Annotated in this window: 18 protein-coding genes and 1 riboswitch; of the genes, 9 read left to right on the top strand and 9 right to left on the bottom strand. The window is 59.9% G+C overall.

Going from position 1 to position 22,694, the window contains the following annotated elements; genetic code table 11:
• Positions 1–20: 20 nt before the first annotated feature.
• The 8 genes from E8L22_RS04245 to E8L22_RS04210 all read right to left on the bottom strand — a co-directional run bounded on the left by E8L22_RS04245 (position 21) and on the right by E8L22_RS04210 (position 5,086).
• Positions 21–644 carry a LysE/ArgO family amino acid transporter gene (locus E8L22_RS04245; protein WP_136523994.1) on the bottom strand — a complete coding sequence of 208 codons (624 nt, stop codon included), beginning with the start codon at positions 642–644 and terminating at the stop codon, positions 21–23.
• A 19-nt stretch (positions 645–663) separates the two neighbouring features.
• Positions 664–1,251, bottom strand: coding sequence for a class I SAM-dependent methyltransferase (locus tag E8L22_RS04240; RefSeq protein WP_136523993.1), 588 nt, complete (start codon positions 1,249–1,251; stop codon positions 664–666).
• Positions 1,252–1,387: 136 nt separating this feature from the next.
• Entirely contained in the window at positions 1,388–1,804 is a 417-nt protein-coding gene (locus E8L22_RS04235; RefSeq protein WP_162604775.1) for a cytochrome c3 family protein, read from the bottom strand.
• A 96-nt stretch (positions 1,805–1,900) separates the two neighbouring features.
• Positions 1,901–2,227: a hypothetical protein gene (locus E8L22_RS04230; protein ID WP_136523991.1), complete on the bottom strand. Its 327-nt coding sequence runs from the start codon at positions 2,225–2,227 to the stop codon at positions 1,901–1,903.
• Between the two features lie 183 nt (positions 2,228–2,410).
• On the bottom strand, positions 2,411–2,911 hold the full coding sequence (locus E8L22_RS04225) for a chemotaxis protein CheX (RefSeq protein WP_136523990.1): 501 nt from the start codon (positions 2,909–2,911) through the stop codon (positions 2,411–2,413).
• Between the two features lie 364 nt (positions 2,912–3,275).
• Positions 3,276–3,794 carry a tRNA (N6-threonylcarbamoyladenosine(37)-N6)-methyltransferase TrmO gene (gene tsaA, locus E8L22_RS04220; RefSeq protein WP_136523989.1) on the bottom strand — a complete coding sequence of 173 codons (519 nt, stop codon included), beginning with the start codon at positions 3,792–3,794 and terminating at the stop codon, positions 3,276–3,278.
• Between the two features lie 193 nt (positions 3,795–3,987).
• A complete protein-coding gene (locus E8L22_RS04215) occupies positions 3,988–4,683 on the bottom strand; it encodes a hypothetical protein (RefSeq protein WP_136523988.1) in 696 nt (231 codons plus the stop codon).
• 103 nt (positions 4,684–4,786) lie between these two features.
• Complete coding sequence (locus tag E8L22_RS04210) at positions 4,787–5,086, bottom strand: PilZ domain-containing protein (protein ID WP_162604774.1); 300 nt, start codon at positions 5,084–5,086, stop codon at positions 4,787–4,789.
• A gap of 386 nt (positions 5,087–5,472) precedes the next feature.
• Here E8L22_RS04210 and E8L22_RS04205 point away from each other — a divergent pair, with 386 nt between their 5' ends.
• The 4 genes from E8L22_RS04205 (at position 5,473) to E8L22_RS04190 (ending at position 10,923) form a co-directional block, all read left to right on the top strand.
• Complete coding sequence (locus E8L22_RS04205; protein WP_136523986.1) at positions 5,473–6,333, top strand: PhnD/SsuA/transferrin family substrate-binding protein; 861 nt, start codon at positions 5,473–5,475, stop codon at positions 6,331–6,333.
• Positions 6,320–8,617, top strand: a complete 2,298-nt coding sequence (locus tag E8L22_RS04200; RefSeq protein ID WP_136523985.1) for an ATP-binding protein — start codon at positions 6,320–6,322, stop codon at positions 8,615–8,617. Before E8L22_RS04205 ends, E8L22_RS04200 begins: the two co-directional genes overlap by 14 nt.
• 318 nt (positions 8,618–8,935) lie before the next feature.
• The gene (locus E8L22_RS04195; RefSeq protein ID WP_162604773.1) at positions 8,936–9,772 is read left to right on the top strand and encodes an FkbM family methyltransferase; all 837 of its coding nucleotides are present in this window, start codon (positions 8,936–8,938) and stop codon (positions 9,770–9,772) included.
• Between the two features lie 218 nt (positions 9,773–9,990).
• Entirely contained in the window at positions 9,991–10,923 is a 933-nt protein-coding gene (locus tag E8L22_RS04190) for a DMT family transporter (protein WP_136523983.1), read from the top strand.
• A gap of 266 nt (positions 10,924–11,189) precedes the next feature.
• On the opposite strand, the gene E8L22_RS04185 is transcribed toward E8L22_RS04190, so the two are convergent.
• Positions 11,190–12,107 (bottom strand): hypothetical protein, encoded by a 918-nt coding sequence (locus E8L22_RS04185; protein WP_136523982.1) that lies wholly within the window; start codon positions 12,105–12,107, stop codon positions 11,190–11,192.
• A 582-nt stretch (positions 12,108–12,689) separates the two neighbouring features.
• Between E8L22_RS04185 and E8L22_RS04180 the strand changes: the two genes are divergently transcribed.
• The 5 genes from E8L22_RS04180 to E8L22_RS04160 all read left to right on the top strand — a co-directional run bounded on the left by E8L22_RS04180 (position 12,690) and on the right by E8L22_RS04160 (position 22,547).
• Entirely contained in the window at positions 12,690–15,617 is a 2,928-nt protein-coding gene (locus tag E8L22_RS04180; protein ID WP_136523981.1) for a beta-propeller fold lactonase family protein, read from the top strand.
• A gap of 77 nt (positions 15,618–15,694) precedes the next feature.
• Positions 15,695–17,164, top strand: coding sequence for a metallophosphoesterase (locus E8L22_RS04175; protein WP_136523980.1), 1,470 nt, complete (start codon positions 15,695–15,697; stop codon positions 17,162–17,164).
• A gap of 244 nt (positions 17,165–17,408) precedes the next feature.
• Positions 17,409–19,664, top strand: a complete 2,256-nt coding sequence (locus E8L22_RS04170; protein ID WP_136523979.1) for a nitric-oxide reductase large subunit — start codon at positions 17,409–17,411, stop codon at positions 19,662–19,664.
• Positions 19,665–19,833: 169 nt separating this feature from the next.
• Entirely contained in the window at positions 19,834–20,313 is a 480-nt protein-coding gene (locus E8L22_RS04165; RefSeq protein ID WP_136523978.1) for a YaiI/YqxD family protein, read from the top strand.
• A gap of 465 nt (positions 20,314–20,778) precedes the next feature.
• A riboswitch (cyclic di-GMP riboswitch) is annotated at positions 20,779–20,856 on the top strand.
• Between the two features lie 155 nt (positions 20,857–21,011).
• Positions 21,012–22,547, top strand: coding sequence for a hypothetical protein (locus E8L22_RS04160; RefSeq protein ID WP_136523977.1), 1,536 nt, complete (start codon positions 21,012–21,014; stop codon positions 22,545–22,547).
• Positions 22,548–22,694: the final 147 nt, after the last annotated feature.

The raw sequence follows: 22,694 nt of genomic DNA, 5'->3' as shown, positions 1-22,694 counted from the left end.
AAGGGCGAACGGGAGGGGGGCTAGCGCGCGGGAAAGGCGAGCCTGAAGGCGATGAGCCACATGGTGCAGCCGACCATGATGTCGAGCATCCGCCAGGCCTGCGGCTTGCGGAAAAAGGGGGCGATGAGGCGTGCGCCGTAGCCGATGCCGTAGAACCAGGTGAGGGAGGCGGCCATGGCCCCGAGAGCGAAGGCGAGACGTGAGAGCCCCGGGTACTGCCCGGCGAGGCTTCCCAAAAGAAGCACCGTGTCCAGGAAGGCGTGCGGGTTCAAAAGGCTGAAGGAGACGGTCATGAGCACCACCTGCCTGAGCGGCACTTCGGAAGCTGTGCCGTCTTCCGACTCCAGCGTGCCGGGCTTGAAGGCGGCGGCGAAGGCGCGCAGGCCGTAGGCGAAGAGAAACAGGACCCCTCCCCAGAGCGTCAGCTTCATGAAAAGCGGGGAGGCGGCAACCACGGTGCTGAAGCCTCCCGCACCGAGCGAGATGAGCAGGGAATCGCAGAGAAAGCAGATGGTGCAGACGGTGAAGACGTACTGCCGCTTGAGCCCCTGGCGCAGCACGAAGGCGTTCTGGCTCCCGATGGCGATGATGAGGCCGGCACCGAGGCCGAAGCCGCTCAGTAGAGGGGAAAGGAGCTGGGTCATGGCGCGGGGAGATCCCTTGTCAGCGTTTGACGACGAAGAGGAGGCCGCGTTCGCAGCGCTCGTCGGGCCTGCTGCTCTTCGTGAAGTGGTAATGGGGGAGGTCCAGTTCCCGCACCCGCTGCGTGATGAGCGCCATGTTCGGGTAGTCGACGGTGTTGTTGGTGTCGTGGAAGAAGAGGATGCCGCCCGGGCGCACCACGCGCAGGTGCTCGTCCACCCAGGTGCCGCTGTTCACGTGGTCGGCGTCCGAAATGAGGAAATCGTAGGCGTTGTCGGGGGAGTTCGCGAGGAAGGTGCGCTCTTCCATCGGGGCGACCACGTTCACCCCGGCCATGCGCAGGTTGCCCGCAACGTCCTCCATGTCGCCGCCGCGCGCGTCACCCCAGTTGTCGACGCAGGTGAGCTTCCCTTTCCCGTTGTAGCGCAGCGCGTGAACGAGGCTCACGGTGAGATAGCCGGTGCCGATGCCGAGTTCGAGCACGTCGTCCGGCTTTTGCGCCAGGAGCGTGCCGATGATGAACATGTTGTGGCTGCGGTCTATGGCGACCTCTCCCGCGCCGGACTCCATCGTGTTGAGCAGTGCGAAGTAATCGTTCAGGGGCTGCATTTGAGTCCTCCGTGGCACCGGGGTTTGACAAGCGATGCCGGCAACTTAGAGCCGACGGCTTCATTTTGCAAGGGAAAAAGCGGCTCGGGAAAAAACGAAGGCCCGGGGGAGACTCCGGGCCTTGCCTTGATGGGGACTATTTGTCGTGGCAGGTGATGCAGAGCGCGCTGTTCTTGTCGCTCTTGATCAGGTGCCCCTTGGCGGGGTTCAAGGGATCATGACAGGTGAGGCACCCCACGGCGCCGTTCACCATGATCATGTTGCGTTCCTGGGGCGAGATCGGTTTGTACCCCTGCTTGCTCACGTAGCTTTGATAGATCATCCCGATGGGGTGCTCCCCGTCGAAGGAGTGCACATGCATCGTCTTGTTGGACGCGTTGTTGCGCAGGTTCACCCGGACGTCCGGCCCTGCCGCGCCGTCGTGGCAGCCGATGCATTCCCTCGACAGCGGGTCGATCTCCGGCGGTGCGTCGGCCGGTGCCGGACCCGCGTTAGCTATGAGAAGCGCCGCCGCTGCTGCGATCAGTGCGCTTTTTCTATTGCTCCATGGCATGTTTGCCCCCTTGTCAGGCCGGTTCATAAAATGCGTGCTGTCCGATCTCTTCGGCGGCACTCCGGCGGGACTTTAGGGGAAGAAGCCTTTTCCGGCCTACCTCGTTCTGGAACCCCATGAGAAGCTCACCAGGGCGAAGGAGCGCTCTCCCGAGGTCTCGACTTCGTCCGCGTCGGCAGTCTCCTCCCGGTCGTCGATCCTGCTGTTCATCTTCGCCTTTTCCACCTTGGCCAAGTACGCCTTTTGCGCCTCGACCGACTTTTGCAGCATCAGGGAGTAAGGGCAGATCCCCTTGGTGGATGCGGTTGCCGCTGGGGTCTCGTCGGCATGGGCTGCCGTGTTGAGCCCCTCCAGTGCAACGGCGGCGATGGTGAGTGCCAGTATGGTGAAAAGCTTTGCTTGAAATCTGGTCAGGGTTCTCATGGCTTCCTCCTGTGCGGTGCGTGTTAACCGCACAGTTACAAGGAGGATGCCATCCTGCCGTAAAAAGATCAGACTAATAACCCTTCTAATTACTGGTGTTTAGCTTGAATCTTGAAAATCCATTTCGTACCGGGTGTTCAGCCTCTGCACAATCGCGACGGAAGGGGTGTTCAGGTTCTGATATCAATCCCGTTCCACGGCGAGCGCCGCGATGAACCACTCGTCCTCCAAATCGAATAGCAGCGTCATCACCTCCGGCTTCTTGGCCACGTGGATCACGTACTGCTTTCCAGAGACGATGGAAGGGGTGGAAAGCCGTATGGCGAGGGACTCCTCGGAAAGGTAGCGCTTGAAGGCGCCGGCGAGGACGTTGGCCACCTCGCCCAGGGCGTCCTCCACCTCCTCGTCGCTGGGTTCATCGATGTCGAGCATCTGGCAGGCCATGCGATGCGCCAGCCGTGTCGAGACGTGCAGGCTCACCAGGCCGTTGTATGCACCGGCAAGGCCGACCAGGCCGCTGATGCAGTCGGCGAAGTTGGAGGCGGGATCGACCGAGAGAGGCAGGTGCAGCAGGTGGTCCATGCCGAGGAGGGTCGAGAAGATCTTTCTCGTTTCCTGGACGAGCGATTTTTCCAGAGCCGGTCCGGCGCAGCCGATTCTTGCAAGCAAATGATCCGAGAACATGTCTTTTTCTCCATCCCAAGTGGAAGTACGGCTGCACCCGTTGTCCCGCACGAAGACAGAAAAGGGCGTGCCCGATGTATCGACAAGGGGTAGAGCAGGGAGCGTGCCATCAGCCGAAGGTGCGGTGGGCCGGGAGTTTGGCGGGGGGGAGCCGGTGAAATGGGTGTCCCGGTTGGGGACGGTGTGGGTACTTCGGGGACACCGATGAACGGCGGATGCGGCGGAAATCAGGGGGAGCCGGAGTCAGGACGTGGTGTGGTCTCCGGCCGAATTTGCTCTAGTCATGTGGACGGTTGTGTGGTGAACAGCGCGGTCGCCCGGGGCGCGCGGCACCATCTTCGCTGTGGCGGCCGGATGCAGCCGCCTACCTCGGCCTTCTGGGACCCGGCGCAAAGCCGCGTCCGAGCGTGGCATCAAGCTCGTCGATCCAACCCGCCTTCGCGCTTGGAAAGGCGTCGGCGTAAGGTACGTACGGCTTGATGTCCAGGACCGGGGTCCCGTCGAGAAGGTCCACGCCGCGCAGGTGCAGTGTCTTCCCTTCGATCCCGACCAGTTTCACCGCCGACAGGCCGATGGAGTTGGGGCGGTGCGGCGACCGTGTGGCGAGGACGCCGCGTTTCGGACCGCCCCGCGGCGGTTTGACGCTGCTGCGCCACCCTTCGCTCAAATGAAAGGCGAAGATGAGCCAGAGCCTTTCGAAACCTTTCAGGTCCTGTATCGCCTTCTCGTCCAGCCATTCCTCGAGTTCAAGTGTGGCCGACGCAGGTTCTCCGGTCTGTGTTCCCGACACCACGGTACCCTGATGCGGCGCATCGATGCGACGTGCATAGGGGGATCTAAGCGTGCCGATGGGGCGGTAGGTGAAATGGGTGTTCTGGATCATGCCCTTCTTCTATCTTGTCCTTCTTTTGTCGGGCGGGGATGTTAGAACACGCCTGATGAAAACGCAACAAAAAGCGCGGGAAATATAGCCGCGCGCGGTGGCTTGACACAAATAAAGAGGCCCCCGGACAACCGGGGGCCTCGAAACTTCGGTCAGGCCTGTGAATCTGTTTCAGGTGAGGTCGAGATCGTCTCTACTGCACCGGAATGGAACCGGTCATCACCGTGTCGGCGATCTGCACGCCGTACTGGTCGACGAGGTACGCGGTGTAGGAAATGTCGTTGATGGTTACCGACACGATGCTGTAACCGGCGGGTACGAGGGCGGGGTCTACCAGGTCAGCATTGGGGACCACGGAAAGGGTGGCGCCCCAGTTGTAGCCGGTGATTTTCCCCTTCGGGTTGAGGCGTCCCTTCTCGATGGTCGGCTCGGTGATGGCGGTCATGCCGGCGCTGCCGTTGAAGGTGTAGGTCTTGGTCGAGGGGGGGGTGGTCACGGTCGAGGTCTCATAGGTGCCGGTCCAGATGGCGCCGTTGGTCGCTTTCGGATTGCCGTTCTTGTCCCAGCAGGCGTCCTTCGTGGTGACGTCGGCGGTCTCCCTGGTGACGAGGGTGCATTTGCCGGGGACGAAAATGGTTACGGTGGAGGTTTCACCCGCTACGGTCTCGGTCTTCTCGGCGACGAAGGAGTAGTCGTAGGTGATGTCTACGACGACGTTTTTCTTGCTCTGGATGGCGCCATGGTTAACCGTTCCGTTAACGGAGGCGGCATCGTTTGTGTAGCCGTACCCGGTTACCTTGAAATCCCCGGTGACATCGGCAAAAGCCGCCACACAGCTCATCGCGAAACACGCTGCCGCCACCATGGCCGTCAATACTGTCTTTTTCATTTCTTTCTCCTTTTCGATGATTGAATTAACTGCCTATCTCATTGCACAAGGTGTCGTTTATGATCGCTAATGCCGGTTGTCGGCAGCGCTGAAGCGCCGTCATCTATGCGGCCATCTCTATCGAGTGCCTGTTGATGACTGCGGCGGCCCCCGTCCATGATGCTCCGGGTTCGATTCTTACCACCTGCGCCTCGCACTGCACACGAACCGGCTGCTGGGTCCCCAGGTACCTCAGCACCATGAAGAATTCGATCTGCTCTCCAAGCGCCACGGGCTGGTCCGTCGTGAAGAAGACGCCATCGGCGCTGTAATCGCGGGTGGTACCGACGCCGTTCTTGAATTCGATGGGTATTTCACCGTAGAAGCGGCTCGATTTTCTGTTGTCGCGACTGTACATGCTCATAGTATGACGACGCAGGTTGTAAGAGTGTGTAGGATGCTGGAGCAAGATGGTGTAAGAATACATTGGTGGAAGGAATTTATTAATATGTGGCAGGGTATATTTTCTCTATAACCTTGGGATTACACGTCTATACTTTTGGGTATACCTGCTGCAGCCCTGCCCCATGCGAGCTTAAGAGAGAGACGCGCTGCGGCATACTTTAGGTGCCCGCTCCTCCACTTGATGGCGAAGGCAGGGCTGTAGGAACTGGGGTGGCTTGTTCTGGAGACGATATGAACAAGACTTAGGGACAGACATCATATATTCGGTAAAGGGCGGATTCGAAATCACCTATGAGTAGGCGGATGCCGGTGTGTTATACCTAATCAGGAACACGAGGTGTTTCGATGAAACGACTTGCCGCATGCTGCTGTCTCTTCCTTAACCTGTTACTGACGGCGCACGTTGCCTGTGCAGCTTCACAGGGTACGTATACCTTCGCCGTTGTTCCCTATTACAGTCCCGAGAAGATCTGGACGCTTTTCACACCGGTGGTGAATTACCTCAGCAAGACCACCGGTGACAAATGGCAGCTCCAGCTCTACCCGAATCACGCCGAATTTCTCAACGACATCTGCAACGGAAAGATCTCTGCTGCCTTCACCGGTCCGGTTCCGCTCGCCCGTGCCTATGAGGCGTGCGGCGCCAGACCCTTGCTGGTCGCCCTCGCTCCAAACGGCAAGCCGGTTTACCACTCCGTCTTCGTCTCGAGCGATCAAGCGATCCGGAACCTGCGCGACCTGAAAGGGAAGCGGGTAGGCTTTTTCAAGGGCTCCACGGCTGCACACGTGGTTCCGGTGAGGATGCTCAAGGATGCCGGGGTCTACATGGCGGACATCTCGCCCGTGTTTCTTGGCAGCCAGGACAAGCTCGTATCCGCGATGCTGACCGGCGACATAGCCGCGGCCGGGATAAAGGAGAGCCTGTACGAGAAGGTCTCCCGTGAAAAGTTGCATGTCCTCTCCCGTTCCGAGGCCCTTCCAAATTTCGCCGTCTGCGCCCTCCCCACTTTCCCTGCAAAGGCCCGAGACCGGCTCGTTTCATCCTTACTGAAACTCAAACCCTTGACCAATGCACGGGACAAGGTGTTTGTCAGCCACTGGGACGACGAAGTGAAGCACGGTTTCGTCACCCCTGACCGGGACTTCCTCGTCGGCGTCTTCCGAATCCGTGACATGTTCAAGGACGCAGGTAATGGCATTCGATAGAAAAAGCCTAGGCTTCAAGCTCATAGCTCCCAGCCTCGTTGTTATCGCCGTTGTCTTCTTCGCTCTGCTTTTCCTCATCAAGTCAATCACCGTCCGGGTCCACGACGACTACGTCCGCTTTACCCTGGCCTCTGCCAACGGCGAAGTGCGCAAGGTCCTCACCACCGCCGCTAACGACCTCACCGCCGCCCTGCTTACCGGAAACGAAGAAGTCACCGAGGCGAAACAGAAAAGCGTAATGGAGACACTGAGGCTGCTCTGGTCTGGAACCAGCCACGGCGGTGTCGTCATCGACTCGAGCGGAGTCGTGCTTTGCACCACGCTCCCCCTCCCGGTTACCCGGGCGGTGGCAGCCCAGGCTGCGGAAGGGTACCGTGCCATAAAGGTCGGTGGCGATGAAGTGGCGGCCTTCGGTCAGCGCTTCCCCATGTGGGGATGGAACGTGGTGACGGTGAGCAAGGCCCGTAACACTTGGCTGCAGGACGGCAAGGTTGCCATGCTGGCGCCGCTGGTAGCCACCGGGTGCCTGGTCATGGTTTTCGGCATATTCCTGGTGCTCAGAAAGAACCTGCAGCGCCCGGTGGAGAGCATGGTTGCGGCGGTAAGTTCATCCAGAAAGGTGGAGCCGACCGGCGTCACGGAATTCGACATCGTCGGGAACGTTGTCAACGACGCCTTCCAGCGCCTTACGGAACAGACGGAGACCTTGCTACAGGAGCTGGCGGAGCGGACGAGGATACAGGAAGAGCTTAGGGGCAAGGACGAACGGATACACAATCTGCTCGACTGCACGGAGGAAGGGATCTTCGGGGTGGACGCGGAGGGCGTCTGCACCTTCTGCAACCGTTCCTGCCTGCAACTGCTCGGCTACCAGCAGGAGGAAGATCTGCTGGGTAAGCGGATCCACGACCTCATCCATCCTCCGGGGGGGGACGGTGACGAGGTCGCCAGCGAGGACTGTCCGGTGTGCAACACGTTTCGAACCGGGGCCGGCGCCCATCTCCCGGCCGAGGTGCTCTGGCGCGCGGACGGGACGGCGCTGGAGACCGAATTGTGGGCGCACCCGGTCGTGGACGACGGGAGGATTTGCGGCGCGGTGGTCACCTTCATCGACGTGACGCAGCGCAAGCTGCTCGAGGACCAACTGATCCAGGCGCAGAAGATGGAGTCGATCGGCAGGCTCGCAGGAGGTATCGCCCACGACTTCAACAACCTCTTGACCCCCATCATGGGGTACTGCGAGCTGCTGCGGCTCGACCTGCCGGAAAACACGCTGGTTCAGGAGCGTTGCGGGAACATGCTGAAAGCCGCCGGAGGGGCGAAGGAACTGGTGCAGCAACTGCTTAGTTTCAGCAGGAAACAGGTCCTCGAGATGAAGGTGATCGACCTGAACCAGGCGGTTGCCGACTTCCGGAGCATCTTGCGTCGCACCATCCGCGAGAGCATCGATCTCAATATGTCGCTTGCGGAAGGACGCTATCCGGTAAGGGCGGACAAAAACCAGATCGAGCAGGTGGTGATGAACCTCGTGGTGAATGCGCAGGACGCGATCAGGGAGCATGGCGTGGTCACCATCGAGACGGCGCCGGTGCTTCTGGATGACGAGTACGCCCGCCTGCACAAGGACGTCATCCCCGGGCGGTACCTCATGCTAGCCGTGGCCGACGACGGTTGCGGCATGGACCAGGAAACGCGGCAGCGCGTCTTCGAGCCTTTCTTCACTACCAAGGGGATCGGCAAGGGGACCGGGCTTGGCCTTGCCACCGTCTACGGCATCGTGCGACAGCACGGCGGCAACATCTGGGTGTACAGCGAACCGAGCAAGGGGACCGTCTTCAAGTGTTACTTCCCGCTCGCGGAGGGGGCGGCGGTTGCCGAGCGCGCCGATGCCGGCGGCAAGGTCGCCCTGGAGGGAGCAAGGCGGACCATCCTTCTCGTCGAGGACAACGAGATGGTGCGCCTGCTTGTGGCCGAGCTTCTGGCGCAGGCGGGGTTCGAGATGCTGATAGCCGGAGATCCGAAGGAAGCGCTGAAACTTTCCGAGGGTCGCCGCGTGGATCTGCTCGTTACCGACGTGGTGCTCCCGCACATGTCCGGCCCGCAGCTGCACAGAAAGCTCCTCCAGCACGATGCCGGACTGAAGGTACTGTACATGTCCGGTTACACGAGCAACGCCATCGTGCACCAGGGAGTGCTGGACGAAGGCACGCACTACATCGCGAAGCCCTTCGCGCTGAACGATTTCGCCCGCAAGGTCGCCGAGGTGCTTGCCGCCTCAAGGTGAGGCCTGTGCGGGGTCGGCAACTTCACTCTCCTCCCGTGCGGTCTCGCGGCCCACGTCCGGGATGCCTGGAGCGCCTGGAGAAGAAAGATGGCGCTGATCCAGAGTAGCTGGTCTGCAAAGTCGCAGAGGTGCCTGTCTCGAGTCGAGGAAAAGGCGTTCTGTCTTAAGGTGAAGCCTCGTTCAGCCGATAGGGAATGATGTGGCCGGCAAACGGCCTGTCGCGTGCGGCGCGGAGGAGCAGCTTGTCGGATGCCTCGCGGCTTCCGGAGGGCTTCATATGCCCGCCCGGTGCGGCACGACTTTGCAGCGAGGTGCGGGATGTTGTTAAAGGATCTTTTCAAGCTGGCGATTCCGCCTGGCGCCACCGTTTTCGACATCGGCGCCTTTCAGGGGGAACTCTCGCTTTTCTTTGCGGCTTTGACGGGACAAGCAGGGCGCGTGTACTCATTCGAGCCTCACCCCGAGCACTTCCTTGCGCTGTCGATGCGCGCCTGCGAAGAGGCCTGCGCCAACGTATTCCCTTATTGCCGGGCCATTTCGGCCATCGCCGGTCATCAGGTGCTTTACCTTGCGCCGGAGGAGACTGCGCAATCCTCCAGTATCCTACCCGAGCTGGGAACCGAGGCCCGGCTCGGAGCGGGAGTGCGCCGCTGCTTGGTGGAGACCGACACGGTGGATGATTTTTCGCGCTCGATCGGCCGAGTTCCCGACTTCATCAAAATCGACACCGAGGGTGCCGAGCGCCTAGTGCTTGAGGGGGCGCGCCGCGTCATCGAGTCGTCCTTTCCTACCATCGTTTTCGAGGGGGTCTTCGGATACGATACAGGACTAGGAGCCTTCTCCTTTGGTGAAGCGGTGCCGTCCCATGTAGCATGGCTCGAATCGATCGGGTATCGCATCTGTGTTGTCGACATCGACTACCTCATCAGTGCCTGGGTCCCGGAAGGATCCCGAGCTTACGCAACGAACTACGGGCTCTTGTCGCTTACCTCCGCAGAGTTCTCTCAGTTACCACTCATCGGCTGCAACCTCGTCGCTTTCCACAGCTCGCGGAGAGACGTGTTTGAGCGGTTGGACGCGGCCGTGTCCGATCGCCTGCTTGACCTCATGACGCGCCTCGGTATCTCGCTTGGTGCCTCTTCCGGCCTTGGCTGATCAATAATCGGTTTGACAAGGCGTTACGGCAGCTGATATAGGTTCCGCATGTATTATCCCTTCTCCAGCATATTACCCCCTCCCGCAGCCATTCTCGCCTAGCAAGGCAGTCTGGCGGCTACCCCTTCAGTTCGCACCCCGCGTTCGCACTACAGTTGCGCCTTTCTGCCTTGATCTCTGAGTGTTCCTTTTTCCTCTGAGCTTCAAGGAGACTTCATATGCAGTCACCGCACACTTCCCGCGCAGCGTCGCGCCGCGGGCTTTTACTGATCATGCTCGCCGCGGTACTTTGGGGTACCGTCGGCATTTCCACCAAGACCATTTATCAAATCACCGCCACCAATCCGCTTTCCATCGGTTTCTTTCGTCTTGCGTTCTCTCTCCCCGTCTTGTTCTCGGTCTGCTGGGCAAGGCTCGGAAGAAAGATGTTCCAGGTTTCCCGCACCGATCTCGGGCTGATGATGCTCGTCGGTTTGCTGACCGCTTTGTACCAGGCATGCTACTTCGGAGCCATCGCCCGTACCGGGGTCGCGGTGGCAACGGTGATAACGCTCTGCACGGCGCCGGTCATGGTCGCCGTCGCTTCCGCCGCGTTGACGAAGAAGGGGCCTTCGAGGATGACGCTTTTGGCCCTGTTAGGCGCCCTTACGGGAACCGGCCTGCTGGTTCTGTCCCAGGAACAGTCAAAGCTTTCCGGAGCGGACGCAAGCGGCATTGCGCTGGCCTTTGTCTCGGCCTTCAGCTACGGGATGATGACCATCGCCTCGCAACGGCTCGCAGCGCGATACGACCCGTTTCAGTCTCTTGCGATCAGTTTCGCCATCGGGGCTGCCATACTGTTCGGTGTCGCACGTTCCCAAGGCATGGTCGTGACCTATCCTCCCCTTGCCTGGACGGTACTTGTCTACCTAGGCGCGGTACCGACGGCACTCGCCTATGTGCTCTTCTTGAAAGGGATGCGTTCCACCTCGGCGACTGCGGCGAGTATCAGCACGCTTCTTGAGCCGCTGGTCGCGACTCTGCTGGCCTGGTTCCTCTTCGGGGAGCGCTTCTCTCCGATGGGATTTCTGGGTGTTGCCCTGTTGATAGCGTCTTTGCTGTTGCTGTATCTGCAGGGGGCGCTGAGGGTGCGAAAAAAAGAGGGCTGCTAACCTGGGGGGCGCTTTTCCGGGCAACGGGCGGAAAGAGCTGAAAACAATGAGGCCCCTGGCTTTCGCCAGGGGCCGAAACAACTGCTCGAGTGTAGCTCGCCTTTATTTGGGTTCTTCCGGGAATTCCGGGGGAACGTGAAGTGCAGTTGCCTACGAAGCGCTGCATGCGCCCTGACGTTCCCCCCTTTGCGAAGGGGGGCAGGGGGGATTTGCCTTTTTTCCCGGCTTAAGGCACGCGCGTTTCCGCTAAATTCCCTGAGGACCTTCTATTTTGCCGTTATGACGAGGGCGGCGCTGGTCACTTCTTCCTTCACCGGCTTGGTCTGGAAACGGTCCGTGCAATAGAGCAGTTTCGCCTTCACGGTGTACTCGCCCGGCGCCAGAGCCGGGTCCCAGTGAAGCGTCCGTTCCTCACCGGCGCGAATGGAAGCCTCGTGCGGTCCCATGACGTCGGTGGTCTGCCCGTCCGTGGTCGGGGCGAACATCCATTCCTTCCGGCTCGTGCTTACTCCCTTTTTATCCGACACCTCAACCTGAAGGTAGACTGCGCGCGACGGTTCGCCGGTCGGCACGGAGTGTCCCGCGCCGATGTTCACGACCGCGAAGTCGAGCGACTGCTTGTTTTCATACGGCTGAACGATGGTGACACTCAGGGAGCTCAGATGACGCTGCCTTGAATGCGAGCCCGTCCAGGTGTGCCGCCCGACGCTGCGGGGGGGGACGTCGAAGTCCTCGGCAGTCTTGCGAAGCGTCCGGGGCATGTGGCAGTCCTGGCACTGGTCTTTTCCAAGGCCCGGCTTGTAGTAATCCTCCTGCCATTCGAGGAAGGTCTGGAACATCTTCCCCGGGACCCGTTTGTCGGGTGACTGGTAGCCGTGGCAGTGGCCGCACATGATGGAACTCTGCAGTGCCGGTTCGACTACCGTTTTATGCGGCGCGCCGCTCGTACTGTGTGACGCACGGACGTTGCCGTCGGGGGTCAGATGGCAGCTTGCACAGGTGAGTCCGCCATTGGTCGCCGCGGCGGTTTTGGGCTTTACTTTGCCGTCCGCACCTTTGTCGGTGATGTTGAAGGCGTCGGGGAAGTGGCAGCTGTCGCAGTGAAAGTCCTTCTTGTCCTGGCCGCGCGACTCGGAAAGTGCGGTCGCATGAGCCGTCGCCGAGGAGCTGACTTTTGCGGGCATGGCGATGTTGCCGTGTTTCGTCTGTGCATGGGCACTACGGTTATCGCTACCGGTGCCGAGGGTGTATTCCCGGTAGATGGCGCTATGGCATGCACCGCACGTTTCAGAGGGAGTTGCCGTCCCGAGCGGAAAGGTAAGGTCTTCCGCAAAAGCGACAGGGCTGACAGAAATGAGCACGGTAAACGAGGACAAAGCCGCCAAGGTTAATTTCAATCGATCAAGCACTGGATTCTCCTTTTCTTCATTTGGAACAAAACATTCTGCAGACTCTTCCCGTTGAACGCATCACTTTATGGCTTCCGCGACTGGGACTCAAGCGGGAGCCATGCCACTCTTCTTGCTACACGGCCGGCCGGTTGATCGCTAGATTAAGCCGGGACTCGCTCCTCGTACAGGTGCAGTTTTAAATCTGTTTGCAGGGGCAGATTGTGGCCTCGGGTGAGGACGTGTTACCAGTTTCGGAAGCCCTAAAATAGAAAATAATTTTAAAGAAATTCATATGCTGACCGACTTGGAGAACTGTTGTCTCGACTGTTGCTATCCGGACTGGATTGTGGAGCTATTTGACAATAGGAGGTTTTTATGAAACCCGGCTTATGGTTCACCGTTGTTCTGGCTGCAGCACTCTCTTTGCTCGCGGGATGCAACGGCAGCAGCAGCGTCGGTGATGCCCAATTTCTTCCCAATATGAACCAGTACATTACGCCGCTCGCTCCATCGGGTTCCCGATTCGAACCGCTGAACCCGGGCTTGGCGGATAAGCCGGAGTGGCTGGCAGGACAAGCGGTGACGGCGGTTAAAAGTCCCGACGGCAAAACCCTTCTGGTGCTGACCAGCGGCTACAATCGCGTCTATACTGCCACCCCGAGTACTCCCTACCCTTGGTACACGCCGGACTCCAACGAGTACGTGTTCATCTACGACATCTCAACCGGTACGCCGGTGAAAAAGCAGGTGGTGCAGATTCCCAACAGCTACAACGGGATCGCCTTCGACCCGTCGGGCAAGGCCTTCTATGTGAGCGGCGGGGTGAGCGACAACGTGCATGTCTTTACCCGGATCGCGGACGGGGCCTGGGGAGAGGTGAACACACCGCTTGCCCTGGGACACAACAATACCGGGAACGGCCTTCCCTGGAACGCAAACTTCGGCAACGGCTCGATAAACCTCCAGATCGGAGTGAAACCTTGCGCCGCCGGGGTGGCCATTTCCGGCGACGGCAAGACACTCGTGGTCGCGAACTACTACAACGACTCCATAACCGTTTTCAGGGGAGGGCTGAACAACTGGGCGCCGGCAGCGGAACTGGATCTGCGTCCGGGCAAAAGCGGCGGGGCAACTGGCGTCCCGGGCGGCGAGTACCCGTTCTGGGTGACAGTGAAGGGGAGCGAGTCGGACGGGACCGCGACGGCCTACGTGTCGAGCATCCGTGACAGGGAAATCGTCGTCGTCAGGTTGAACGGCGCGCCGGCCGTGACGGGGCGGATCAAGGTCGTTGGCCAGCCCAACAAAATGACGCTGAACAAGGACCAGTCACTGCTTTACGTGGTCGAAGACCAGTCGGACACGGTAGACGTGATCCGCACCGCCGACAACGCGATTGTCGGCACCATACCGGTCATCGCACCGGCGTCGGTACTGCCCGCTTCGCTGGCGGACCTCAGGGGCGCAAACCCCAACAGCGTGACCTTGTCGCCTGACGAGAAAAGGCTCTTCGTGACGAACGGCAACCTGAATAGCGTTGCGGTGGTGGACCTGAGCGACACCCGTGCAAGCGGTGAGGTGGTCGGGCTCATTCCCACCGGGTGGTATCCCAACTCGGTCAGTACCAGTGCGGACGGCAATTGGCTGTACGTGATCAACGGGAAATCTGCGACGGGGCCGAATCCTGATTTCCGCTACAGTTACGGACCTCCTTCCCGCCCGAACGGTTTTCTTACGAACCACTACAACCCGCAGTTGACCAAGGCCGGGCTGCAGAGCTTCCCGCTTCCCGCCGCTGCCCAATTGCCGCCTTTGACGGCGCAGGTGATCTCCAACAACCGCTTCTCCTATGCGGATGGCGCGAAGGATCGGGAGGTCATGGGTGTTCTGCAGGCCAACGTGAAGCACGTCATCTTCATCATCAAGGAGAACAGGACCTACGACCAGATCCTGGGCGACCTGGAGGTGGGTAACGGCGATCCCGCACTGGCGGAGTTCGGCGAGCGCTACACGCCGAACCAGCATGCGGTGGCTCGGACCTTCGTAACGCTCGACAACTTCTACGATACTGCCGAGGTGAGTAACGACGGCTGGGCGTGGACCACGTCGGGGCGTGCGCCGGACGTGGTCGAGCGCCAGTATGCCGTCGCATACGCGGGTAGAGGGCTCAGTCTGGATACGGAGGGGACCAACCGAAGCGTGAACGTGGCTTACCCGACCCTTGCCGAACGCAGGGCGGCCAACCCGCTCACCCCGGACGATGACGACCTGCTCCCGGGACAGACCGACGTGGCCGCGCCGGACGGACCCGGCAACGAAGTGAACAAGGGATACCTCTGGGACGCGGCACTGCGCAAGGGACTATCGGTCAGAAACTACGGTTTCTTCCTGGACACGACGCGCTACAACGTTCCCATGGTCGCAGGCGGCATCGCCCTGTTGAAGGACCCTGCCTCCGTCGGCGTCCAAGTGGCGTACCCATCCAGTGCGGCGCTTGCCCCGTGCACCGACATCTACTTCCGCGGCTTCGACAATTCGTTCCCTGACTATTACCGGTTCAAGGAATGGGAGCGGGAATTCGACGCCTACGAGGCGGACGGCAACCTCCCGGCGCTGAGCCTCGTCCGGCTCATGCACGACCACACCGGCAACTTCAACACGGCGATCGACGGGGTGAACACCCCCGAGATACAGCAGGCCGACAACGACTATGCCGTCGGGCTCCTTCTGGAGAAGATCTCGAAAAGCCCGAGGTACAAGGACAACACGCTCATCTTCGTCATCGAGGACGACTCACAGGACGGCGGGGACCACGTCGATTCCCACCGCAGCATCGCGTTTGTGGCGGGTGCCTACGTGAAACGTGGTGCGCTCGTCTCCTCACACTACAACACGGTAAATTTCCTGCGCACCATAGAGGAGGTCCTGGGGCTCCGGCCGATGAACCTGAACGACGCACTTGCCCGGCCGATGACCGACATCTTCACCACGACCCCGGCTCCATGGAGCTTTACCGCCAAGCCCGCCCCGATCCTCTACGGCACCACCTTGCCGCCTTTCGCAGGTCTTACACCGCTTAGCAAGACGGCAAAGGTGCCGAAACCGACGCACGACGCCAAATACTGGGCAAAGGTGACTAAGGGAATGGATTTCTCCTCGGAAGACAAGTTCAACTTCGCCCGGTACAACCGCATCCTCTGGAAGGGGTTGATGGGAGAGCGCCCCTATCCTTCGAAGCCCACGGGAAAAGACCTGCGGCACCACCGCAAGGAACTGCTGTCCCGCTACACCGTGGCGCTCAACTAGCACGGGGTGGGAATGCGCGCCGGTCGCAACGCCGGCCGGAGGTACGGCTTTACAATTCAATCATCCTGGAGGATGGCATGGCAGAAAATGGGGGCAATAGTTCGGCGAGGTACGGCATCAGCAGACGGGACTTCGTGAAATACTCGGCGGGGACCGTCGCGTGCCTGTACCTCGGTACATTAACCGCGGCCTGCGGCAGCTCGACCCGCAACAGCGATTTCCCGGTAGTCGTCTTCTCCGACGTGCACTTCAACCCGCTCTATGACGGAACGCTTTTCCAGGCCCTCGTCGCGGCGGATGCGGGCGGATGGGATGCGGTCTTCAAGACATCGACAATCACATCCCCATCGGCCTGGGGCAAGGATTCCAACCATCCCTTGCTCGAGGTCGCCTTGGAAAGCCTGAAGGCGGCGCTCGGGGCGAGCCCTTACGTGATTTTCACAGGGGACATTCTCGGGCACGGTCTGCCGCAGATGTTTTATTACCATCTGAACGGGACCACGAATCCCCGCGATGCGTCGGACACTGCGGCGATGCAGGCCTTTACCGATAAGGCGGTCACCTTTTTCATGGAAAAGGTGCGCGCGGCCGTCGGAAAACTCCCGGTCTTTTTCGCGCTGGGCAACGGCGACTCCTATACCGGATACGGGCCGGACGCCACCTTTCTTTCCAATACGAAGGAACTCTTCCACACGACGTTTCTTACCGGCATAGGCGACCGTCAGGCATTCGAGCGGACCTTCACATCCGGCGGATATTACTCCGTTGAACCGCCCGGAACGGACCTGATGGTGATCGGGATGAACACCATCATTTTTTCTCCGCTGGTAGCGCCGACTCCCGGCGCGAATGACGGTGCGGTGGCGGAGCAACTGGACTGGCTCGACTCAAGGCTTGCCGCCGCTACGGTTGCGGGCAAAAAAGTATGGCTGCTGATGCACGCTCCTCCCGGCGCCGATCTCGGTACGACGGCGCAGCCTGCCAATCTGGACGCCGACGGCCATATTTCCACCGCCACCATGATGTGGGTGCCTCAGTATCAGACAAGGTTTCTGCAGATACTCGCCAACTACCCCGGAGTGATCTCGCTCACCCTTGCCGGGCATACCCACATGGATGAATATCGGGTGCTCCCCTCTTCGGACACGGTGGAGATAACGCCGGCCATAGCGCCGTATTTCGGGAACAACCCGGCATTCAAGGTCTTCACCATTTCCGGTCGCAGCCTTAAACCGATCGATTACAGTTCGTTCAACTACGACCTTGCCACCGCTTCTTTGACCTTCTCGCGCTATTACACCTTCTCCGGTGCGTACTCTCTGACCGGCGATCTGGACGCTTCTCTGGCAAGACTCACTCCGGCCTTGGTGACTAACAGTGCCGACCAGGCGCTTTACCGGGGGCACTACTACTCGGGCCACAATGCGCCCGCTTCAGTGAGTGATACGCTCATCAACCCGATCACTGATAAAAATTGGCCCATCTACTGGAGCGGCATTGAGCACATGGGACAGCAGGAGCTTATCTCGAGCGTAAATGCCTACTGATCATGCAGGTGAGTGCCCATGCCCGGCACCACGCGCCACGCTCACCCAATGCCATGATCGTGGATAATGGTTCCGGGTAATGGGCACTTCCTCCCGCCATGTTTGACACACGAAGAGAGGCTGTTACATTCTTCACTTGTGGCAATTCGAAAATCCCTCCTCCGAATCTTCCAATAGTAAAGCCTCGTGCAGAGTCATGAAGTGTTGAACCGGTTGTCGTCAAAACCTAGTAATGGAGGTTTCCATGAACGTGCGCGATAAAAACTTGGTTCTCTCGCCCCGGTGGCTGGTGACTGCAGTGGTCACTTTCCTGCTCGGATTTTCCGTGATGGGCTACCTCGCCTACCGCAACGCCTACGAGGGGCCGCCGGTCCCGCGGGAGGTGCGGGTGACGGACGGCACGGTGCTTTACACAGGCGACGACGTCATTGCCGGACAGCAGATCTTCCAGAAGCTGGGGCTCATGCAGTACGGGACCATTTTCGGCCACGGCGCTTACCTCGGCCCGGACTTTACCGCCCAATACCTGCACTTAAGCGGCGAAAAGCAGACGGGGTACTATGCGGGTCAAGGACTTTCCGCCGCGGATGCGGCAGCCAAGGTGAGCACCGAACTCAGGGAAAACAGCTACGTGCCGGAGAGCGGTCAGCTCACCTTTTCCCCCGCCCGGGCACGCGCGCACGCGGAGCTCATCGACTACTACCGCGGCTGGTTCGGACCGCTTGAGACGCAGCAGGGGTTGAAACGGCCATATCTCAGCGACCCTGAGGAGATCAGGAAACTCACCGCCTATTTCTCCTGGGCCGCCTGGACAAGCACCGCACAGCGCCCCGGCACCGAACACTCCTACACCAACAACTGGCCGCCGGATAATCTTGCGGGCAACCGCCCCACCTCGGGGGCACTGCTTTGGAGCGTACTGAGCCTGATCGCCCTGCTCTGCGGCACCGGCGCCACACTCTTCGTCTTTGGTCGCTACGAGTTCCTGGGGTGGCATGCGGCGGACGAATATTCGGCGAAGATGGAGGCACCGGAAAAGGTGCAGCTCACCCCGTCGCAACGCACGGTGGCCTGGTACTTCCTGGTGGTTTCCGGGCTATTCCTCCTGCAGGGGCTTCTGGGCGGGGTGAACGCCCACTACCACGTTGAGCCAGCGGGGTTCTACGGCTGGTCGCTCGGTGACATCCTGCCGTACAACCTTTCCCGCATGTGGCACGTGCAGCTCGCACTCTTCTTCGTGGCCTCGAGCTTTCTAGCGATGGGGATCTTTTTGACCCCCATGATCGCGGGAAAAGAGCCGCCGCATCAGGAGAAACTGGCGCTCGTCCTTCTGGGGGCGCTAGTGGTCGTGGTGGTGGGGAGCCTCACCGGGGAAGCGATGAGCTTGAAAGGAATCCTTTCCACCGGCGGCCCCTGGTTCTACGTGGGATCCCAGGGATGGGAGTACCTCGATCTCGGTCGGTTGTGGCAGATACTGCTGACGGTCGGGATGCTGATCTGGCTGGTGATACTGGTGCGCGGCATGAGGGAGAGGCTGCGTGGGGAACACCCGGGCAACATGCCGTGGCTTTTCGTCTACAGCGCCGTCTCCATTCCCCTTTTCTATGCGGCCGGCATGCTGTACGGCAAGACGACCCACTTCAACCAGATCGAGTTCTGGCGCTTCTGGGTGGTGCACCTGTGGGTGGAGGACTTCCTGGAGCTCTTTACCACCATTATGGTGGCCTACGTCTTCATGCTCATGGGGGTGGTGCGCGTGCGGGTAGCGACCACCATCATCTATCTGGACATCATCCTCTATTCCATAGGCGGGGTGCTCGGCACCATGCATCATCTCTACTTCAGCGGGCAGCCCGAAGTGCACATGGCGTTCGGCGCGTTCTTCTCCGCCATGGAGGTCATACCCCTGCTGCTTTTGACCTACGAGGCGTGGAAGTTCATGGGGCTTGGTGCTCCGGCCGGCAGTTCCATGCTCAGTACCGCGGCTGACATGTTCCCGCACAAGTGGGCCGTGATGTTCCTGATCGCGGTCGGCTTCTGGAACTTCCTGGGCGCGGGTGTCTTCGGCTTCCTGATCAACCTCCCCATCGTGAGCTACTACGAGATCGGCACCCAGTGGACCGCAAACCACGGCCACGGCGCCATGATGGGGGTGTACGGCATGCTCTCCCTCGGCTTTTTCATGTTCGTGGCACGCTACTTCGTTCCACTTGACCGCGCGAGCAACCGCGCCATGGCCATCGCCTTCTGGTGCACCAACCTCGGGCTCGCCTGTATGCTCTTTCTGAACCTATTCCCGGTGGGGCTGCTCCAGTTGAGAAAGATCCTCGCCACCTCCTACTGGGAGGGGCGGCAGCCGGAATTCTTCACCGATCCCATGGTGCGCCTGTTCGAGTGGATGCGCCTGCCGGGTGACACCCTTTTCATCATAGGGATCCTGCCGGTGGTCTATCTTGCCGTGCGCATGTTCATGAATAGGAACCGGCCGCGCGTCCTGTAGTTGTTACTTCGAACCAGAAGCTAAAAGAGAAAAGGCCTTGCCTGTGGTGAGGCCTTTTTTCGTCGCGCTCTGTTGGAAGCCGGTTCTTCGGCCCGGAATGTCTTGGAGGATTAACACCTGTTGCGTATAATCCGCATCATTTGAGTGTTGGCGTTAAAGGAGAAGACTCTTGGCGGAAAGCAAGGTAACGATATGGATCGACGCGGATGCGTGTCCTCGTGTGATAAAGGAAATTGTCTTCAGAGCTTCGGAGCGCCTACAGATGCCGGTCTACCTGGTGGCCAATCAAAGTCTCTCCAAGCATGAAACCAAGCTGGTGAGATCAGTCGTGGTCGGCAAAGGGTTCGACGTTGCCGACGACTATATCGCGGAACACGTGGGTCCCGACGACGTGGTCATCACCGCGGACATACCGTTGGCTGCGAGGGTTGTCGCCAAGGGTGCCGTCGCCATTGATCCACGGGGCGAGCTGCTCACCGAGGAGAACGTAGGCGAGCGTCTCGCCATGAGGGACTTCATGATGGAGTTGAGGGATGGGGGGCTCGTACAGGGAGGACCGGCCCAGTTCAGCCTCACCGATCGTCAGCGTTTCGCCTCATCGCTCGATCGTCTGCTGACCCAGATGCACAAGGGAAAGCGCCCGGTTTGAGTGAGGGGGCGGCATTTGGGACGGATCTCCACTGTAAAGAAAGGCCCTTGGATTTTCCAAGGGCCTTTCTTGTCCACTTTTGTAAGAGGCGGTTCGCGTTGTTGCTCCGTTTTTTTCGAAAACTCTTCGGAGCGATGCGGAAATTCTTTTCCGAAGAGTTTATCTTCAACCGCCTCGAGTTTTGGCTCCTATTTGCTTCGAAATCGTGTCGGGGTGTGGCGAGAACCGCTCCTGCGGAGACTTTCTGCCCCACCTCGAGTCGTGCTGGGAAAACTGTGTATCATCTTGAAAAATTAAGAGCGCGGGATACCCTTTATCATTAGTCTTCCAAAGACTCAGCCACAAAAAAATGGACCGAAAGTGAAGCACACTAATCAGGTCAATGAGTGAGCGAGGCCCAGAGTTAAGCAAACCCTGGCCGCCCTTACACGGGACGGCCAGGGGAAAATACCAAAAAATAACTTCATCCTGAAAGGCCAACCCCTTCGCGAGGAGGGGACGGAAAGCGGCGGATCTTCGTTCGAAGATGGCCGAGCTGCCAAGGGAAATTTCCCCCTAGCACGCTCGGCCTTTTTTTGTGCCGGCACGGAGGGCAATGGACAACGCAGGGGCTGCCGGCATGGCAGCGCGTCAGGATGCCATACAGGAAAGGCGCACTACGAGGCGGATCACCCGAGCCCCCGGGAGAACCAGGCGAAATGACCGAAAACAGAAAAGGAGAAACGGTTATGAAGGCAAAATTACTGCTCCTCGCAATCTCGTATGCGGTGTTGTCGCTGTTACCATGTGCGTCCGCCCAACAAGCCGGGCACGACTCCCGTGCGCTGGCGAGCTTTCGAAACGCGCTCGATCAAGACGGATTCGACGTCCGGACAGGCCAGAGCATGTCCCTCGACATGTGGCAGCAGTACTGTAACGGAGTGACCTCCAGCGCCAAATACAACAACAAGGGCGCGCCGTATCTGACAGCAGCGGTTCCGCATCTTCCTGGCGATACCACGGTGATTCCGTATGCTTTCCAACTCCGTCCCGATGAGGCGATGGTCCTGATCGGCGTAACGCCTCCTCCCGAGACCTACTTCTCCTACCAGCCTTTCCTTACCAATAAGTTTTACGCCCAGCCCGTGCCTGCCGAGCTCCTTACCGCGCCGATCCAGGGATGCGGGGGAGATCCGCACTGTCTGGACGTGGGGTCCAGCCTGGGGGATACCGTGAACGTCGCTACCATCAAGACGCTGGGCCCCGGGCCGTACAACGCGCCGATGGTGCTGATTTTCACTCCCGATAAGGGCACCGATGCGCGCGTTCGCTCGGCGCTTCTGAAGGCCGGCTACCCTGCGTCAATCCTCAATACCATCGTCATCCCCGTCTCGTTGGCGAACCTGGGAATCGGACCAGGGCACGACGTACTCATGCTTCTTGGGCGAAACGCGATGTGGCTGAACGGCGCGGCCGGCGAAGCCGCGGGGCTTGCTTATCTCGCCAGTTTGAACACGGCAAATTCGCCGATATCCGTCTTCCGAGTGACCCCGAAGACATTCTCGGCGGCAGACCTCGATCCATTCCCTGCCCCGGAGCTGCGCGTCCGCGGAACCGGAAAAACGGAAATGAGCCTGATGGGGAAACTTGACGAGATCCGCGAAAGCGTGATCGGCAAATACACCGAAATGGGTTACGTCGTGGCCGCCGAATACACGTCGGCGCCGGGCAGCTACGACGGTTACGATTTCATCCAGCAGATGAAGCGCGCCTTTCTCGATTGCCGCGACACGATCTACGTCGGTGCCGGCGCCGAATCGTTTCCCGACCGCTACGATATCAGGTTGACCGACGACGAATTCATGGTCGTGTACGGTGTCAACCACACCGCCACCGGCAAAGCCTCGTACATGAACCTGAATGCCTATGCGAAGCCGTCGCAGCTGGCGATAGGCAGCGTCTTCGATACCGACTTTGTGCACAGCGCTGATGCGTATCTTGACGCAGGCGATCCGGCAGCTTCTTCGATGTTCGCCTACAAGGTCTCATGGCAGTGCGGCGGCGAGGATTTCTGCCTGCAAATGTCTAGCGGCGATTGCTCGAGATTACAGCTCGACGGTCCCGAGCACGCGGCCGACCGGGCAAACACGCCGTTGGCCTTCGGCACCCGTTCCTATCTCGAGCCGGGGACGAGCATCGGCCCGGCCTTCACCGAAGTCGTCTATCACCGGATGATCAAGTTTTCGCGGCCGTGAATTTCGCCGCTTCAACACCCGCAGCGCAGCATCGGCGGGTCCACGATACAGACACGGTAGCACTTGGGGCTGGAGATCAGCCGCGCTTCTCAAGGGCAGGGGCGTCCCAAAATGGCTGCGGGCGCCTCTGCGGCAAAGGAGGATACC

Origin of the sequence: Geomonas ferrireducens, assembly GCF_004917065.1 — a bacterium.
Classification (GTDB): domain Bacteria; phylum Desulfobacterota; class Desulfuromonadia; order Geobacterales; family Geobacteraceae; genus Geomonas; species Geomonas ferrireducens.
The sequence above is the reverse complement of the archived record's forward strand: the minus strand, read 5'-3'. Positions and strand labels throughout refer to the sequence as shown.